This window comes from Bradyrhizobium sp. IC3123, from assembly GCF_020193625.1.
Lineage (GTDB): Bacteria > Pseudomonadota > Alphaproteobacteria > Rhizobiales > Xanthobacteraceae > Bradyrhizobium > Bradyrhizobium yuanmingense.
Window position 1 is genome coordinate 396,356 of record NZ_JADYVF010000006.1, and the last position, 16,471, is coordinate 412,826.

Sequence of the window (16,471 nt, forward strand, 5' to 3'; positions counted from 1 at the left end):
GCAGCGAAGCAATCCAGGAATCTCCGCGGAGGCAGTCTGGATTGCTTCGTCGCAAGGGCTCCTCGCAATGACGAAGGAGAGAGCCTCACCAGTTCCGCAAGACCGCCAGCACTGCCACCCCGAACAACGCGGCAGCGCCGAGCACGAAGCCGAACACGAATGGCCACAGGCGCGAGCGGCGCGGCGGCGCGGCGGCCGGGGCCTGCGGTTCGGGCGCGACCACCATCGCACGCTCGCGCTCGACCATGCGGCGCGCGACATAGTCGGTGACGGCCTCGACGATCACGGCGGTGTCGTGCGATTCGGCGAGCACGATGCGGCCGAAGCGGGTGTCCTGGACGAAGCGGTACATCCGCTTGTCGCGGCCCATCACGATATGGGCGACGACGTCGATCCACAGCCGCGGCGTATCGCCCTGGCTGATGCCGCGGTCGAACAGGTCGATCTGATCAGGCACCTGCGCGAACAGGGGATCGAGCGCGTCGTTGAGGATCTCGAGCCGTGCCACCTCGGCGTCGCGCAAATCGACGACGACGCCGGTGCGGTCGGCCGCCTCGATCCGCGCGCGCAGCAGCGCATCGCGCAGCCGCACCGGGCCCGGCTGGCCGGGATGGGTCCCGCTGGTCTCGGGCTCTGACATTGTCGGCCTCGTCCTCGACTTATGCCCATTAACCTATCAGCAACCAAACCCTCCGCAAAGGCCTACAATTCCAGAGACTTACGGCGCCCACAGCTGGTTCACCTGTGCCAAAAACAGACGATCCCACCCAGGCAGGGCCTGGATGGGACCATCCGTCCTTGGACGTCTTCTTAAGTCGGGGCGATCAGGCCGAGACCCGCGAGGGCTCTTCCACGATCGAGAAGCGGACGCCGGCCTTGTGACGGCTTTCTTCCGAGACTTCCTTCCAGCACTCTTCGGCTTCCTTGCGGGTCTTGAACGGACCTTTGACCTGGGCCGAGCCTTCCACGAGCTTGTGGAAGTTCATCGAACCGAACTCGCCGCCGATCACCCAGAAATTGCTGCCTTTGGTCATTGTCAGTCTCCTGTTGAGGTGCGTGACCGGCCTGGACTCCAACCTGGCTTCCAGACCGGTCCGATCCGCCGTTAGCCGAACTGGTTCATCGTGTTGTGGACGCCGCCCGCCTTCAGCGCAGCTTCGCCCGCGAAGTACTCCTTGTGGTCGTCGCCGATGTCGGAGCCGGCCATGTTCTGGTGCTTCACGCAGGCGATGCCCTGACGGATCTCGGCGCGCTGGACGTTCTTGACGTAGCCCAGCATGCCCTGCTCGCCGAAATACTCGCGGGCGAGATTGTCGGTCGAGAGCGCGGCCGTGTGATAGGTCGGCAGCGTGATCAGGTGGTGGAAGATGCCGGCGCGCTTGGCCGAATCCGCCTGGAAGGTACGGATGCGCTCGTCGGCTTCCTTCGCCAGCGGCGTGTCGTCGTACTCCGCCTTCATCAGCTCGGCACGGTTGTACTTGCTGACGTCCTGGCCCGCTTCCTTCATCGCGTCGTAGACCTGCCAACGGAAGTTGAGGGTCCAGTTGAACGACGGCGAGTTGTTGTAGGCGAGCTTGGCGTTCGGCACCACCTTGCGGATGCGGTCGACCATGCTGGCGATCTGCTCGATATGCGGCTTCTCGGTCTCGATCCAGAGCAGGTCGGCGCCGTTCTGCAGCGAGGTGATGCAATCGAGCACGCAGCGGTCTGCACCGGTGCCGGGGCGGAACTGGTAGAGGTTGGAGGGCAGCCGCTTCGGACGCATCAGCTTGCCGTTGCGGTTGATGATGACGTCGCCGTTCTTGGCGTTCTCCGCGGTGATTTCCTCGCAATCGAGGAAGCTGTTGTACTGGTCGCCGATGTCGCCGGGCTTGTGGCTGACCGCGATCTGCTGCGTCAGGCCGGCGCCGAGCGAGTCGGTGCGGGTCACGACGATGCCGTCTTCGACGCCGAGCTCGAGGAAGGCGTGGCGGCAGGCGCGGATCTTCGCCAGGAAGACGTCATGCGGCACCGTGACCTTGCCGTCCTGGTGGCCGCACTGCTTCTCGTCGGAGACCTGGTTCTCGATCTGAAGCGCGCAGGCGCCCGCCTCGATCATCTTCTTGGCGAGCAGATAGGTCGCCTCCGCGTTGCCGAAGCCGGCATCGATGTCGGCGATGACGGGGACGACATGGGTCTGGAAGTTGTCGATCTTCTCGATCAGCTCCTTCTCGCGAGTCTTGTCGCCTTCCTTGCGCGCCTTGTCGAGCAGACGGAAGATGTCGTTGAGCTCGCGCGAATCGGCCTGACGCAGGAAGGTGTAGAGCTCCTCGATCAGCGCCGGCACCGCGGTCTTCTCGTGCATGGACTGGTCGGGCAGCGGACCGAATTCGGAGCGCAGCGCCGCGATCATCCAGCCGGAGAGATAGAGGTAGGTGCGGTCGGTCTTGCCGCCGAAATGCTTCTTGACCGAGATCAGCTTCTGCTGGGCGATGAAGCCGTGCCAGCAGCCCAGCGACTGGGTGTACTTGGTGGGATCCTTGTCATAGGCGGCCATGTCGGCGCGCATCACGGCCGCGGTGTAGCGGGCGATGTCGAGGCCGGTCTTGAAACGGTTCTGCAGGCGCATGCGCGCGACGGCCTCGGCCGACACGCCGTTCCAGGTCGGCTGGGTCTCGAGGAGCGCCTGAGCCGCCTTGACTTCGTCCTGATACGAGGACGGACCCTGGAGGGTGCTGATACCGCGGGGCTGGTAATTCATGTGCCTGATCCTTTCGCTGACGATGGCGACGCAGCCATCGACATTCTTGACAATGCATTGCGAGATGCGTGTCAGAAGCTAAACGCGAAAAGGAAAAGTTCGTACAGATGGCTTGTTTTTTATTGGTGATGTCATGTAACATCTGAACGCGTAATACATGTCACTTTGTAAAATTTGTAAATAATAGGTCAACTGTTCTGACCTTGATTGAGTCTGGAGGCCTGAGACATGCCCGCCGATTCCGGCAAGAAACTCTTCGTCGGCCCGCGCTTCCGGCGAATCCGGCAGCAATTGGGGCTGTCGCAGACCCAGATCGCCGAGGGGCTCGGGATCTCGCCCAGCTATGTCAACCTGATCGAGCGCAACCAGCGCCCGGTCACGGCGCAGATCCTGCTGCGGCTGGCCGAGACCTATGACCTTGACCTGCGCGATCTCGCCACCGCGGACGAGGACCGCTTCTTCGCCGAGCTGAACGAGATCTTCTCCGATCCCCTGTTCCGGCAGATCGACGTGCCCAAGCAGGAGCTGCGCGACCTCGCCGAGCTCTGCCCCGGCGTCACCCATGCGCTGCAGCGGCTCTACGCGGCCTATACCGAGGCGCGTCAGGGCGAGACCCTGGCCGCGGCGCAGATGGCCGACCGCGACGTCGGCACGCGCTTTGAAGCCAATCCGGTCGAGCGCGTGCGTGAGCTGATCGAGGCCAACCGCAACTATTTTCCGGAGCTGGAGCAGGCGGCGGAAAATCTGCGCGACGAGTTGAACGAGCCCGCCGAAGGGCTGTATGCCGCGCTAATAACGCGCTTGCGCGAGAAGCACTCGATCCAGACCCGCATCATGCCGGTCGACGTGATGCGCGAGACGCTCCGCCGATTCGACCGCCACCGCCGGCAGCTGCTGATCTCGGAGCTGGTCGATCCGCCCGGCCGCGCATTCCAGCTCGCCTTCCAGCTGGGCCTGGCGGAATGCGCGCAGGCGCTGGAGACCATCATCGGCCGGGCCGGCCCGCTGGACGATGCGCCGCGGCGGCTGTTCCGGATCACGCTCGGCAATTACTTCGCGGCCGCCGTGATGATGCCCTACCCGGCGTTCCTCGCGGCCGCCGAAGCGCTGAACTACGACATCCACGTGCTGGCACAGCGCTTCAATTCCGGCTTCGAGCAGGTCTGCCACCGCCTCACCACGCTGCAGCGACCGAATGCGCGCGGCATTCCGTTCTTCCTCTTGCGCGTCGACAATGCCGGCAACGTCTCCAAGCGTTTCTCCTCCGGCACCTTCCCGTTCTCGAAATTCGGCGGCACGTGTCCGCTCTGGAATGTGCATTCGACCTTCGACACGCCGGATCGCCTGCTCAAGCAGGTGATCGAGCTGCCCGACGGCACGCGCTATTTCTCGATCGCGCAGATGGTGCGCCGCCCCGTGGCGCCGCATCCGCTGCCGCAGCCGCGCTTTGCCATCGGCCTCGGCTGCGAGATCCGCCACGCCGCCCGCCTGACCTACGCCACCGGCATGGACCTGGAGAAGGCCGAGGGCACCCCGATCGGCGTCAACTGTCGCCTCTGCGAGCGCGAGAACTGCGCCCAGCGCGCCGAGCCGCCGATCACGCGCACGTTGATCCTGGACGAGACGACGCGGCGGGTGTCGAGCTTTGCGTTCTCGAATGCAAGGGAGTTGTGAGGCACACACTCTCTCTTCCGTCATGGCCGCGGTTGACCCGGCCATCCACGCGCTTCCGCGTACGCAGAAAGACGTGGATGCCAGGGTCAAGCCCGGGCATGCCGACCAAGTGTGTGGTCGCCGCTCCGGTCATCAATAGCGCGCGCCCTCACGCCAGCGTATGCACGATCACCGGTCCCGCCACGGCGCGGGCGTCGCCGGCGAGCAGCGGGCCGAGATCCTTCTCGATCCAGGCGATGGCGCGCTTGTTGGCTTCCTCCGCCTGCTCGAACTTGTCGAAGATCGAGATCGCGGTGACCGTGTCGTCGCCGCCATAGACGACGTAATAGGCGCGGAAACCGTCGACGTCGCTGATGATGGGAACGGCGCCGTCCTTGATGCGGCGCGTCAGCTCTTCCGCGCTCCCGCTTTTCGCCTTGGCCTGACGGATGGCGGCATACATGGCATCCTCCCCTTCCGGCTATGATGTGAGGGCCTCGAGCCCGGGCGGATGTTACGCCGAAGCGCGCAGCCGATCCACGCTTGGTTAACCCGACCCTAATCCGCCCGCGCGATCTGCAACCAACGGTTAAGCACGCCTCAACATCAGTGCCTTAGTCTCGCCGCACTCACTTTTCGCAAACAAGGGCGGCTTAATCTGCTGGGCGAAGTGACATCAGGGGGTTCACCATGCGCATTGCGTTGCTGCTGACCGCGGCCATTGTCGGCGCGCTATTCGCCAGTCCAACCATCGCCGGGTCGCTCGATGCCGGCGCGGCGCAGCCGCTGCCGCCGGGCTTCCAGAGCTACCGCGGCTACATGTTCGACATCTCCGAGAACCGCGACCGCAAGGATGTCGACAAGCTCACCGAGAACCTGAAGAGCCAGATCGACGTCGTCGAAGGCGTCGGCCTCTCCCCGCGCGTGCTGCGCTTCTTCCACACTGTTCCGATCGTCGCGAGCGAACTCGCCTGCCTCGACGAAGGCGCCGCCACCGCCTGCTACGGCCGGGTCACGCCGGACATGCAGCGCACCGCGCCCCGGACCCTGACGGTCTGGGACCCCGCCAAGCAGCGCTGGACCAATCCCAATGCCGTCGACCTCGCGGTCGATTCGGGCCTCGGCGTGATCATGCTGCGGCCGGACATGATGCGCTACGAGAAGGAGGCCGTGCTGCTGCACGAGATGCTGCACGCCTTCCACGCGCGGCTGCTGCCGGACGGCTACGCCAACAAGGGCGTGATCACCTACTACGCCCTCGCCAAGTCCAAAGACCTCTTGCCCAAGGAATCCTATGCGATGAAGAATCCCATGGAGTTCTTTGCGGTGACCGCCAGCATCTTCCTGGCCGGCAAGAGCGAATTCCACGATCCGAAGTCGCGCGAGGCGCTCAAGGAGAAGATGCCGGACTATTACAAATATCTGGTCGGCGTGTTCGGCTTCGACCCCGAGCCGGCGGCCTCGAACGGCCCGGTCGCCTCGCTGAAATGAGCGGACGGCGCCAAGCCAAGCCAAAGAGCCGCGCGAACAGCGCGGCTTTTTTGTTTCGCACGCTCGGTAAGCTGCGGATGACGCACAGCCGGGAATTGCCAAGCCGGGGTCCGATCTGCATAGTCCCGCCCGCATCGATACCGTTTCGAAGGGGATGAGAGACCATGGCGGAAGCCGACCTGGATGTCGTGATCCGGCAACTGGCCAGACAGCTGCATGCGGGCCTGATGACCCGTGCCAAGGAGCGGCGGGATCGCTTCAACAGCCTTGCGGCCAAGGCCAAGGGCAAGGAGACCGGCGAGCGCTTCAAGATGATGGCCAAGGCCACCATGGAGCAGGCGACTGCGGCCGCCAAGCGCCTGCAGATGTCCGCCGATAACGTCGCCGACAGCTACGCGCGGTCGATGCGCCTCGCCGCCAGCACGCCTGTTACGGTGAAAGCGGAGAAGAAGGCAAAGGACGAGAAGCCGGCGAAGAAGGCCGCAAAGAAAGCCAAAGCGAAAAAGAAGACGTAGTCGTTGCACGTTCCTGATCGCCGCCACGGGATTGGCGATCTGGAGGCTCGCCGGCCTGTCTCCCAATTATCTCCGGCTTGATCGGATCGCCGCGTTGCGCGTTTGCGACGCGCTCCCTAGCGGCCGCCGCAATCGGGCCGGCCGCGACCTCAACGATTCCTCCGCCCCAGGCATGGGCTGGTCGAACAGTCGAGCGACATCCCTCACATGTATTGCCTCACACTTTGGAGAAAGCGCTCTTTCTCGCCAGGCGCGTAACCTTGGGATGCCCCATAATAGGGTTCATTGAAGTGATTATAGGGTACCGCCCGGTACTGGACCGGCGGCCTCGGTGGCGCGTAGGTCTGGCGATGATGCCGCCGAGCGTTTCCTCTCGCCGGAGGACCGGCGTAGTAGGGATTGAGGACGCACATCTGGCCGTTTGCCGACGCCCTGCATTGGTCCATCGTCGTGAAGCTGCATCGGTAGTATGGCGTCATTCCGCGAGAAATGACGTTCAAGCAAACGGGATAATCCGGGTCATATTTTTGGGCTCGAGCCTGCCCCGCTGTCAGAGCGATACTCAGGGTCAGAATCGTCAAAGCCCATTTGCACATTGGAAGCTCCTCCAGGGGCGCACGACATGGATGCACTCTGGACCCTGCCAGTATTGATCCAACTCAATACTAGTTGAATTGGTTCATACGCGCAGCAGACAGCCGCGACAGTCTCGCTTTCCGCATCTCTCACCGATCTCGCCGCTATGCGGCAAGCCACCTGTCCTAAAGACGTGAGAGGGTGCCGCCGCAAATGCCGCGCCAGATCCTCATCTTCGCGGCGCGGCCACCAGTGTCGGCTCGGCGCTGGCGAGTTCCGCGAGCTTGGCGCGCGCGGCCTCTCGCGCGCGACCGTCCTTGCCGGCGGGCAGCGCCAGCGCGGCCTCGAAATCGGCGCGGGCGTCGTCCGTCTGGCCGCGGGCGAGGAATGCAAGGCCGCGGTCGAGACGGGCCTGCGCATCGGTGGGGTCGAGGCGGACCGCCGTGCTGTAGCTCAGGATGGCGCGGTCGAGATCGCCCATTGCGGCGAGCGCGAGACCGCGCTGGTGATAAGGTGCCGCGCGCTTGGGATCGTGCGCGATCGCCTCGTCGTAATCCGCAATGGCAAGCTCGAAGTCGCCGTTCTGCCGGCGCGCCAGCGCCCGGTCGCGATAGAGCGAAGCGCGGTTGGGATTGAGGTGGATGGCCTCGTCGAAATCGGCGATCGCCCGCTTGAAGTCGCCGTGACGCAGCGCGATCCGTCCACGTCCCGCATAGGCGAAGGCGATCAGCGAGCCGCGCAGCGGCGAGAAGCCGATCACGGCCGAGCAGATGTCGGGATCATCCTCGTCGCCGCAATTGACGACCATGTGCGTGGACAAGCCGACGAGCACGCAAAGGACGATCAGCAATGGTACGGCAATTCTGGTCATCTTCGACGGTGGCCGGCAGCGCGCCAGCCACCCATCCCCTTTCGAAGGAATGGTCACGCCGAGGAGTTAACACTGGTTGGGGACCCCCCTGTGTGCGCCAGATCACAAAGCCAGACGCAATCCTTGCCGGCTCCGTCAGCCCCAGGGACTACGACGTGAGGAGGAGCGGCCCCACGGCCCGCGCGGTGGATAGTTCTCGTTGGCGCCGACCGACGGCGCCGCGCGCGCGCCGAGCTCGGCCGCCAGTTGCTGGAGCGCGGCGACGCGGTTCTGCGTCGAGGGGTGGGTGGCGAACAGGTTGTCCACCCCATGGCCCGACAGCGGATTGATGATGAACATGTGCGCGGTCGCAGGGTTTCGCTCGGCCTCGTAGTTCGGGACCTGGTGCGCAGCGCCCTCGATCTTCACCAGCGCAGAGGCCAGCCACATCGGCTGTCCCACGATGCGCGCACCGAGATTGTCGGCGGCATATTCGCGGGTCCGGCTGATCGCCATCTGCACCAGCATGGCACCGAGCGGAGCGAGGATCATCAACAGGATCGAGCCGATGATGCCCGGACCGCTGTTGTTGTCGCGATTGCCGCCAAAGAACATGCCGAACTGCGCCAGCATCGAGATCGCACCGGCGATGGTCGCGGTGATCGTCATCAGCAGCGTGTCGTGATGCTTGATGTGCGCGAGCTCGTGCGCAATCACACCGGCGAGCTCCTCGCGGCTGAGCTGGTTCATCAGACCGGTGGTGACGGCGACCGCGGCGTTTTCCGGATTGCGGCCGGTGGCGAACGCGTTGGGCTGGATCTCATCCATCACGAACACGCGCGGCATCGGCAGGCCGGCACGGCCCGCAAGCTCGGCGACGAGGCCGACCAGCTCCGGCGCGGTCGAACGATCGACCTCATGGGCGCCGTACATCGACAGCACCATGCGGTCGGAGTTCCAGTAGGTGAAGAGGTTGGTTGCGGCGGCAATGACGAGCGCGATCATGGCGCCCGAGGCGCCTCCGATCAGATAGCCGACGCCCATGAACAGGGCGGTCAGGCCAGCGAGCAGCATTGCGGTACGAAAATAGTTCATGGCCGTCTCCTGGGGCGGCCGCGGGCGAACCTCTGGCCGGCACCTTCGAAGTATGAATGCGGCCGCCGGCTGCAAGGTTCGTGCGTCGTGGAGCCGCAGACGCCAGCGGCGCCAGCCAGCCTTTCCGCCGCCACTAAAGCTTGACCGGGATTTGCGCAAAAACACACGCAGAGGCTTAGCAACCTGGAAAGCGCAATTTCCGCATAACTCGCGGTAACCGGGCACGCGGCATTGGCCTTGTGCATTGACCGGGTTCCCGTTGGCCTCCCGTCAGCAAGGTGACCGCCATGGTAGACCGCTCGAGCGCCGCCTCCGTCGCCCCCTCATCCGCCCCCTCCCCTCACGACGCCAGAACTGATGCGAAGGGTTTGCAGGACTCCCTGCACGAGCACCTCTTCACCAATGACGAGTCCGACCATGCTTCCACGACGCAGAGCGGGCAAGAATCGGGACGCCGCTGGCCGTATCTGCGGCGCGGTGCCAAGGTCGCGATCGGGCTCGCCATCGTCGCCGTGTTCGGCTGGCTGCCGCTGCGCGCGATCTGGGAAAATTCGAGCGTCGAAGCCGTGCTAAATTCCCGCCTCGTCACCTTGCGCACCCCGATCGGTGGCCGCGTCGCGGCCGCCCAGCGCGTCACTGACCAAGCCAAGCTCGAAGCCGGGACCGTCGTCCTGCGCGTCTTCAACTCGCGCGGCGATCGCACCCGGCTCGACGATCTCCGGCGGCAGAAATCGCGCCTGGAGAACGAACGGCCGAGCCTTGCGGCGAAGCTCGCTTCGGCGCAGGCGGCACAAAAGGATCTGGCGCGGCAGGCCGCGCTGTTTCGCGACGGACGCGTGCTCCAGCTCGAGGCCCGCATCGCGGAGATCCAGACCTCGATCGAGGCGGCGGCGGCGCGGCGGGACGAGGCCAGTGCCGCCGTCGAGCGCGCCTCCTCGCTGGCAAAATCGGGCAATGTCTCGACCGTCGAACTGGCACGTCTGACGCGCGAGCTCTCCGTGTCGCAACAGACCGAGCTCGGTGCGCGCAAGCGGCTGGACGCGGCCAAGGTCGAGCTCGCCGCGGCACGGAACGGATCCTTCCTCGGCGACAGCTACAACGACCGGCCAAGCTCGGTTCAGCGCGAGGAAGAGATGCGCCAGCGTGCCGGCGACCTCGAGGCCGATCTCGCGCGCACCGACACGGAGATCGCCTGGCTCGCCAACGAGATCATCGTCGAGGAGGTTCGGTTCGCGGATCTCACCGAAGCCAACATTACGACACCCGTCGCAGGCCGCGTCTGGGAAATGATGACATCGCCGGGCGAGGACGTGCAGGCTGGCCAGCCGTTGCTCAAAGTGCTCGATTGCAGCGGCGCCGTGATCACCGCCAATGTCACCGAGAACGTCTACAACCGCCTGCAGCTCGGCGACCACGCGACGTTCGAGCCCAATGACGGCGGCGAGCCGATCTCCGGCACCGTGGTCAACCTGACCGGCGCTGCCGGTGCGCCGGCCAATCTCGCCATCAATCCGGATGCGCTGAGCAAGGAGCCCTATCGTGTGACCGTGGCCTCGCGCGATGCCGCAGCTCGCGCCTGCACGGTCGGCCGCACCGGCCGCGTGGTGTTTGCGCGGCACGAGACCGCACCGTGACGGCGGCGCTGACGCCCGGCCTGATCGCGCTCGGCGCCTTCATGGCGATCGTACCCCTGCTGAGGCGCGACAGCACGATGGCACGCTCGTTCCTGGCCATTGTCTCGGTGACCTTGCTGCTGCGCTATCTCTATTGGCGGATCATGTCGACGCTTCCGCCGCCGCGCCTGACCGTCGATGCCGTGATCGGCTACCCCTTCATGCTGCTGGAGGCGGCCTCGCTCGTCGCGGTCGCGTTGTCGCTGCTGTTCCTGAGCCGGACGCGCGACCGCACCGGCGCAGCGAAGGTCGACGGCCGCACCACCGATCCGGGCGCACCGCTGATCGACGTCTTCATCTGCACCTACAATGAGGAACGAGGGATCCTCGAGCGTACGATCATCGGCGCGACGGGCATGGACTACGGCAATTACCGCGTCTGGGTGCTCGACGACGGAAGACGGCCCTGGCTGCGGCGGCTGTCCGGCGAGCTCGGCTGCCACTATCTGACGCGGCCCGACAACCAGCACGCCAAAGCAGGCAACATCAATCACGCACTGAGGCATGTCGGGGCGCTGCCGGAGCGGCCGCAGTTCGTCGCCATTCTCGATGCGGACTTCGTGCCGCGGCCCGATTTCCTTGCGCGCACCGTCTCGCTCATGGACGATGCGTCGGTCGGCGTGGTCCAGACCCCGCAGCACTTCATCAATCCCGACCCGATCCAGACCAACCTCGCCGCGACCGACGTCTGGCCCGACGAGCAGCGCTTCTTCTTCGACATCCTGCTGCCGGCCAAGGACGCCTGGGGCGTCGCGTTCTGCTGCGGCACCTCCTCCCTCATCCGCTATTCCGGACTGATGCGGATCGGCGGCTTTCCGACCGATTCGGTGACGGAGGACTATCTCGTCACGCTGCGCCTCAAGGAGCGCGGACTCAATACGATCTATCTCAACGAGCGCCTGACGATCGGGCTCGCGCCGGAAGGGCTGAAGGAATACATCACCCAGCGCGCCCGCTGGTGCCTCGGCTTGATGCAGATCGTGCGCGGCCGCAGCGGACCGCTCTCGCGGGACTCGAAGCTGCCCTTCATCGACCGCCTCTCGCTGGCCGACGCCTTCATGAGTTGGTCGGCGGTCTACACCTCGAAAGTGGCGGGCCTTGTGGTGCCCTGGCTGTTCCTGCTGTTCGGCATCCAGGCGGTGCGGGCCGATCTGAGCGAGCTGTTGCGGGTCTTTCTGCCCTTCTATGTCTGGAACGGCCTCAGCATGGCCTGGCTTTCGCGCGGCCGCTCGCTCGCAATGATGACTGATGTCTCCCAACTGATTGCCGCGCCTGCCGTGCTCAAGGCGGTGGCGACCGGCCTGTTGAAGCCGAAGGGACACAAGTTCAAGGTCACCGCGAAAGGCGGCGACCGCGACCGACGCTTCGTCGAATGGCCGCTGCTGCGCATCTACGGCTGTGCACTTTTCATCACGCTCGCATCCATCGCCTATGCCTTCATCCTGCAGCAGCGCGGCGAGAACATCGCCTATGGCGGACTGGCGCTGGCCTGGAGCTTCTACAACGCGTTCATTCTCACCGTGGTCTGCTTCGTCTGCATCGAGCAGCCGCGCAAGCGCAAGGCGGAGCGCTTCAATCGCAACGAGCCGGTGCTGCTGCGCCAGGACGGCAGGTCGCATCTGGCGCGGCTCGCCGATATCTCCATCACCGGTGCGCGGCTAATCGATCCCGATCCGCCGGCGCCTGGGAGCACCATCGAGTGCCAAATCTACGGCCGCTCGATCGCGGCCATCGTGGTGCGGCGGACCATTGATGGATTTGCCGTGCGGTTCGCGGAAGGCATGGACACGCGCGTGCATGCAATCAGGGCGTTCTATGCCGGCGAATATGTTCGGGCCTATCGGGGCGTCAGGGCGCTCCCGGTCGGTAAGGCGCTGCTGATGCGGCTGTTCGGCTAGCGCCACGCACTGTTGGCGGCAAGGTCGGCTTCCTCGCCGCTAGGGGGCGGGATGCACCTCTCTCGAGCTATCCGACTCGACGCCTGTGGCCACTCGAGCGCTCTGGATATCGATCATCAATTGCTTCGCCATCTCCTGCAGGCGGTCACGATCCCGGTCGGTGAACTCACGCGGCTGAGTATCGATGACACAAAGGCAGCCTACAACATGACCGGATGAAGTCCGGAGCGGGACCCCCGCGTAGAAGCGAATGCCTCGCTCCAGCACATGCGGATCGTCGGCGAAGCGCGGGTCTTCGGTCACATCCTCCGAAACCAGCATATCGCCTGCAGCGATCACATGCGCGTCGAGGGAGCCCTCGTGATTGCTCGGCAGACCTGCTTGAACTTCTTGGGCGCGGGCTTCAACGGCGGTTAGCTGAATATGATCGACCAATGTCACCAGCGCGATCGGAACGTTGAACGCTTGCGCGACCTTTCTGGAGGCCTCATCCAGGTCCTGGCGTTTCGAGGCGTCCAAGCCAAGTCCGCGCAGCGCGGCGAGCTGCGCACGTTCGGCGTCGGCCGTGAGCTGGGGCGTATCGCCGAGAGCTGCCGCGCGACCGACCCATGCTTCAACCTGCTCGACGCATGTTTGGAGAGAGGCGAATGCCGCGTCGGCCGCCATCTGGGTCTTGAGCTCTCCCGTCTGTTCCGTTCCGGCGATCAAATTCCAGCAGCAGGCGGCAAGCTTCACCTGTGGAGCCCGACGGCGCAGGCGACGAAAGACATAGCGGGCGTAGACCTGCGGCTGCGGGTGAAAGTAGGACAGGCACACCACGTCGACCCCCTGGAGATCGAGTTGCTCCAATGCTCCCCGACTGACCGCGATCGGCGGCAAGACCTTGGCGCCGATGGTGCGCTCCTCGAGCACCTGCGCGAGCATCTCCGCCGCTGCATGATCGAGCTCCGTGCGTCCAGCGAGACAGAGGACGCATGGTCGCTGCGCAGTGTGATTTCCCTCGTCCACTGCATTCGCTTTTTCGCGGATATGGTCATCAACCTCCCGGACAACCGAGATAGCCGTATCCGCAACGAGACGCCGGTAATTGGTGTCGATGCCGCTGCGCTGACGATCATTCTCCGCCAGGCGCAGCGCCGGAATTCCGACGTTGTCGTACAGCTCGCGTGAGGAACACTCGTCGACATAGTTCTCGGCGAACTCAACCGCCTCCTCCAGGTTGCCAGCCAATAACCGCTGGTAGAGTTGCTCCTCCGGCGCGAGCACAGGGTCGCTGCCGAGCAGAACGCCCAAGAACTCCAACTGCGGGACGTAGCGCCCCATGACGACGAGGCAGACGGTCAAAGGCGTCGCCAGAAACAGCCCGACGGGTCCCCAGAGCATCGTCCAGAAGATCGCGGCGATGATAATTGCGAGGGACGACAGCCCGGTGCTGGATCCGTAGAGCCAAGGCTCGACAACATTGTTGCTGACGAGTTCAGCCGTAACGAACAAACCGACGACCCAGAACAGCATCGTCCAGCCTGGATCGACGGCGATGGCCAGGGCAACGGGAAATATAGCAGCCAGGAAAGGACCGAGGTAGGGAATGAATCGAAGTACCGCTGCGAGCAAGCCCCAAAGAATCGCGTTCGGCACGCCAACAAAGTAGAGTGCAACACCGATCGGCACGCCGTAAGTCAGATTGACAACAAGCTGCATCAGCAGATAGCGGCTGACCCGCGAGGCAGCATCGTTGATGGCCTGAGTACTCTTCTGAAGGTCACCGGCTCCGGCTAACTTGATGAATCGGTCGCGCAGGTCTTCGCGCTCGAGCAGCACGAAGATCACGAAAATGACGACCAGCCCGGAAGTCGCAAGCGGTGCCAGCAATGGACCTATGACCGATCGAATGAGCTCCAGCGGTCTCGGCTGTGGCGGCTCCACCCGCACGGTGACAGGCTCCCGACTCTCACTACCGGTGCCAAGCCGGGAGGATGCTGCCGCCGACTTTTTCTCATCTCCCGAGATCTCTCTGCCGAGATCCTGCATCGTCGTGGTAACGGCGTCGACGACCCCGCCGCCCGGCGCGGAGCTTTGCAACGAGCGGATCTTCTCGGTGATGGTGGTCTGATAATTGGGAAGGTTGCTGGCGAGTTGGACCAGTTGGCGCCCAACGACCAAGGCGACCCCTGCGACGACGATGAAGGCAATGGAAACGGCAATTAGCACCGCTGCAATGCGGGGCACTTTCCAACGTCTCAGCCAATTGACCAAGGGCGTGAGAACGAAGCTCAGCAGGATCGCAAGGGCAAAAGGAACGAAGATTTCCCGGCCGAGATAGAGGGCTCCGATGGCTAGGACGATGCCGCCGGCCGTGAGCATGGGCGAGGTTGCGGCTCGCACGGCCGGTGTTCGTTGCGTCGACGCCGGAGGCAACTCGGCCACAGATCGAGCCTTTCCGTAACGGTTTCGACAGGTCAACCCCGATTCGGCGGGATTGATCCAACCGAGCCGATGGCTTGATTTCTGAATACATGCCCCTGCGCACCAAGGCGGGCGACCTATCGTCCTCTAGATCAGGTGCAGGGTGGGGATGGCCTGGGGCGGCCGCTTCCCCTAAACTTCGGCCGAATCCACGCCTGCCCTTCCCCGCCGGAACCCCCATGGTCCAGACCCGATTTCCGATCGCGGCCCTCGCGCTTATCGCATGCACGGCCACGGCATCCGCCCAAATGCTTCCGCCTCCTGCCAAGCCCGCAGTGCCGAAGGCCCCCTCGCCGCGCGGGGCCTCGTGCCACAATGGCGCGAGCTTCGATCGCTTCCTGACCGAGGTGAAGCAACAGGCGGTGGCCGCCGGCGTGTCGCAGCGCACGATCGCGGAGGCATCGCCCTATCTCGTCTACGACCAGGGCATCGTCAACCGCGACCGCGGCCAGCGCGTGTTCGGACAGCTCTTCACCGAATTCGCCGGCCGCATGGCCGCGGCCTATCGCATGCAGAACGGGCAGCAGCACATCAAGCAATACGCCGCGGCGTTTGCGCGCGCGGAAAAGGAATACGGCGTGCCGCCCGCGGTGATCGCCGCGTTCTGGGGCCTCGAGAGCGATTTCGGTGCCAACATGGGCAATTTGCCGACGCTGAAATCGCTGGTGTCGCTCGCCTATGATTGCCGCCGTTCGGAGATGTTCGTGAACGAGACCATCGCGGCGCTGAAGATCATCGACCGCGGCGATCTGCATCCCGACGAGATGATCGGCTCCTGGGCCGGCGAGCTCGGCCAGACCCAATTCCTGCCCGTGCACTACGTCAACTACGCGGTCGACTTTGACGGCGACGGACGGCGCGACCTGTTGCGCTCGCCGGCCGACGTGATCGGCTCGACCGCGAACTACATCGCAAACGGATTGAAGTGGCGGCGCGGCGAGCCGTGGCTCGAGGAGATCAAGGTGCCGCCGAACCTGCCGTGGGAGAAGACCGATCTCACGGTACGCGAGCCGCGCTCGACATGGGCGCAACTGGGCGTCACCTATCCCGACGGCCGGCCCTTGCCGAACGACAATCTCGCAGCCTCCGTGCTGCTGCCGATGGGACGCTTCGGGCCGGCCTTCATGGCCTATCCGAATTTCGCGGCCTACACCGAGTGGAACAACTCGCTGATCTACGCGACCACCGCGGGCTATCTCGCCTCGCGCATCGCCGGGGCCGCGCCGATGCGCAAGCCGGCGGCGCCGGTCGCGCAATTGCCGTTCAACGAGCTCAAGGAATTGCAGCAGCTCTTGGTGCGCGCCGGCTTCAACGTCGGCAAGGTCGACGGTGTGCTGGGGCAGCAGAGCCGCGCCGCGGTGAAGGCGACGCAGATCAAGTACGGCCTGCCGGCGGATTCCTGGCCGACCGCCGAGCTGCTCGCGCGCATGCGCGGCGGCACGGCGCAGGTCCTGCCCCAGACGACGGTGCGGTAGAATTTTCGCATCGCACAAGTCTCTTTCCGCGATTGCAAT

At 64.6% G+C, this 16,471-nt stretch carries 14 protein-coding genes; 6 read left to right on the forward strand and 8 right to left on the reverse strand.

Annotated features, from left to right (window positions below; genetic code table 11):
* Positions 1-85 precede the first annotated feature (85 nt).
* The 3 genes from I6F20_RS22450 to I6F20_RS22460 all read right to left on the reverse strand — a co-directional run bounded on the left by I6F20_RS22450 (position 86) and on the right by I6F20_RS22460 (position 2,740).
* On the reverse strand, positions 86-640 hold the full coding sequence (locus I6F20_RS22450; protein WP_225127859.1) for a hypothetical protein: 555 nt from the start codon (positions 638-640) through the stop codon (positions 86-88).
* Between the two features lie 184 nt (positions 641-824).
* Positions 825-1,034 (reverse strand): DUF4170 domain-containing protein, encoded by a 210-nt coding sequence (locus I6F20_RS22455; RefSeq protein ID WP_036013800.1) that lies wholly within the window; start codon positions 1,032-1,034, stop codon positions 825-827.
* A 71-nt stretch (positions 1,035-1,105) separates the two neighbouring features.
* Complete coding sequence (locus I6F20_RS22460) at positions 1,106-2,740, reverse strand: isocitrate lyase (RefSeq protein ID WP_036013803.1); 1,635 nt, start codon at positions 2,738-2,740, stop codon at positions 1,106-1,108.
* Between the two features lie 228 nt (positions 2,741-2,968).
* Here I6F20_RS22460 and I6F20_RS22465 point away from each other — a divergent pair, with 228 nt between their 5' ends.
* Complete coding sequence (locus I6F20_RS22465) at positions 2,969-4,414, forward strand: helix-turn-helix domain-containing protein (RefSeq protein ID WP_036013804.1); 1,446 nt, start codon at positions 2,969-2,971, stop codon at positions 4,412-4,414.
* Positions 4,415-4,562: 148 nt separating this feature from the next.
* On the opposite strand, the gene I6F20_RS22470 is transcribed toward I6F20_RS22465, so the two are convergent.
* A complete protein-coding gene (locus tag I6F20_RS22470) occupies positions 4,563-4,856 on the reverse strand; it encodes a hypothetical protein (protein WP_036013813.1) in 294 nt (97 codons plus the stop codon).
* 227 nt (positions 4,857-5,083) lie between these two features.
* Between I6F20_RS22470 and I6F20_RS22475 the strand changes: the two genes are divergently transcribed.
* Positions 5,084-5,884 carry a hypothetical protein gene (locus I6F20_RS22475; RefSeq protein ID WP_225127862.1) on the forward strand — a complete coding sequence of 267 codons (801 nt, stop codon included), beginning with the start codon at positions 5,084-5,086 and terminating at the stop codon, positions 5,882-5,884.
* 164 nt (positions 5,885-6,048) lie between these two features.
* Entirely contained in the window at positions 6,049-6,399 is a 351-nt protein-coding gene (locus tag I6F20_RS22480) for a hypothetical protein (RefSeq protein WP_225127863.1), read from the forward strand.
* Between the two features lie 203 nt (positions 6,400-6,602).
* Here the strand turns inward: I6F20_RS22480 and I6F20_RS38190 are convergent, their stop codons facing one another.
* The 3 genes from I6F20_RS38190 to htpX all read right to left on the reverse strand — a co-directional run bounded on the left by I6F20_RS38190 (position 6,603) and on the right by htpX (position 8,920).
* Complete coding sequence (locus I6F20_RS38190; RefSeq protein WP_346276469.1) at positions 6,603-6,995, reverse strand: DUF3551 domain-containing protein; 393 nt, start codon at positions 6,993-6,995, stop codon at positions 6,603-6,605.
* A 209-nt stretch (positions 6,996-7,204) separates the two neighbouring features.
* Positions 7,205-7,846 (reverse strand): tetratricopeptide repeat protein, encoded by a 642-nt coding sequence (locus I6F20_RS22490; RefSeq protein ID WP_192893321.1) that lies wholly within the window; start codon positions 7,844-7,846, stop codon positions 7,205-7,207.
* A 135-nt stretch (positions 7,847-7,981) separates the two neighbouring features.
* Positions 7,982-8,920, reverse strand: coding sequence for a zinc metalloprotease HtpX (htpX, locus tag I6F20_RS22495; RefSeq protein ID WP_036037078.1), 939 nt, complete (start codon positions 8,918-8,920; stop codon positions 7,982-7,984).
* A 287-nt stretch (positions 8,921-9,207) separates the two neighbouring features.
* Between htpX and I6F20_RS22500 the strand changes: the two genes are divergently transcribed.
* Positions 9,208-10,554: an HlyD family secretion protein gene (locus I6F20_RS22500; protein WP_036037076.1), complete on the forward strand. Its 1,347-nt coding sequence runs from the start codon at positions 9,208-9,210 to the stop codon at positions 10,552-10,554.
* A complete protein-coding gene (locus I6F20_RS22505) occupies positions 10,551-12,491 on the forward strand; it encodes a glycosyltransferase (RefSeq protein WP_074448122.1) in 1,941 nt (646 codons plus the stop codon). Before I6F20_RS22500 ends, I6F20_RS22505 begins: the two co-directional genes overlap by 4 nt.
* A 39-nt stretch (positions 12,492-12,530) precedes the next feature.
* Here the strand turns inward: I6F20_RS22505 and I6F20_RS22510 are convergent, their stop codons facing one another.
* Positions 12,531-14,855 (reverse strand): AI-2E family transporter, encoded by a 2,325-nt coding sequence (locus tag I6F20_RS22510; RefSeq protein WP_225127864.1) that lies wholly within the window; start codon positions 14,853-14,855, stop codon positions 12,531-12,533.
* Positions 14,856-15,136: 281 nt separating this feature from the next.
* Here I6F20_RS22510 and I6F20_RS22515 point away from each other — a divergent pair, with 281 nt between their 5' ends.
* A complete protein-coding gene (locus I6F20_RS22515; RefSeq protein WP_109145014.1) occupies positions 15,137-16,432 on the forward strand; it encodes a lytic murein transglycosylase in 1,296 nt (431 codons plus the stop codon).
* Positions 16,433-16,471 lie beyond the last annotated feature (39 nt).

Bases quoted from the DNA above. Each gene is read 5' to 3' on its own strand.
- I6F20_RS22450 (WP_225127859.1), bottom strand. From the start codon at position 640: ATGTCAGAGCCCGAGACCAGCGGGACCCATCCCGGCCAGCCGGGCCCG.
- I6F20_RS22455 (WP_036013800.1), bottom strand. From the start codon at position 1,034: ATGACCAAAGGCAGCAATTTCTGGGTGATCGGCGGCGAGTTCGGTTCG.
- I6F20_RS22460 (WP_036013803.1), bottom strand. From the start codon at position 2,740: ATGAATTACCAGCCCCGCGGTATCAGCACCCTCCAGGGTCCGTCCTCG.
- I6F20_RS22465 (WP_036013804.1), top strand. From the start codon at position 2,969: ATGCCCGCCGATTCCGGCAAGAAACTCTTCGTCGGCCCGCGCTTCCGG.
- I6F20_RS22470 (WP_036013813.1), bottom strand. From the start codon at position 4,856: ATGTATGCCGCCATCCGTCAGGCCAAGGCGAAAAGCGGGAGCGCGGAA.
- I6F20_RS22475 (WP_225127862.1), top strand. From the start codon at position 5,084: ATGCGCATTGCGTTGCTGCTGACCGCGGCCATTGTCGGCGCGCTATTC.
- I6F20_RS22480 (WP_225127863.1), top strand. From the start codon at position 6,049: ATGGCGGAAGCCGACCTGGATGTCGTGATCCGGCAACTGGCCAGACAG.
- I6F20_RS38190 (WP_346276469.1), bottom strand. From the start codon at position 6,995: ATGTGCAAATGGGCTTTGACGATTCTGACCCTGAGTATCGCTCTGACA.
- I6F20_RS22490 (WP_192893321.1), bottom strand. From the start codon at position 7,846: ATGACCAGAATTGCCGTACCATTGCTGATCGTCCTTTGCGTGCTCGTC.
- htpX (WP_036037078.1), bottom strand. From the start codon at position 8,920: ATGAACTATTTTCGTACCGCAATGCTGCTCGCTGGCCTGACCGCCCTG.
- I6F20_RS22500 (WP_036037076.1), top strand. From the start codon at position 9,208: ATGGTAGACCGCTCGAGCGCCGCCTCCGTCGCCCCCTCATCCGCCCCC.
- I6F20_RS22510 (WP_225127864.1), bottom strand. From the start codon at position 14,855: ATGCTCACGGCCGGCGGCATCGTCCTAGCCATCGGAGCCCTCTATCTC.
- I6F20_RS22515 (WP_109145014.1), top strand. From the start codon at position 15,137: ATGGTCCAGACCCGATTTCCGATCGCGGCCCTCGCGCTTATCGCATGC.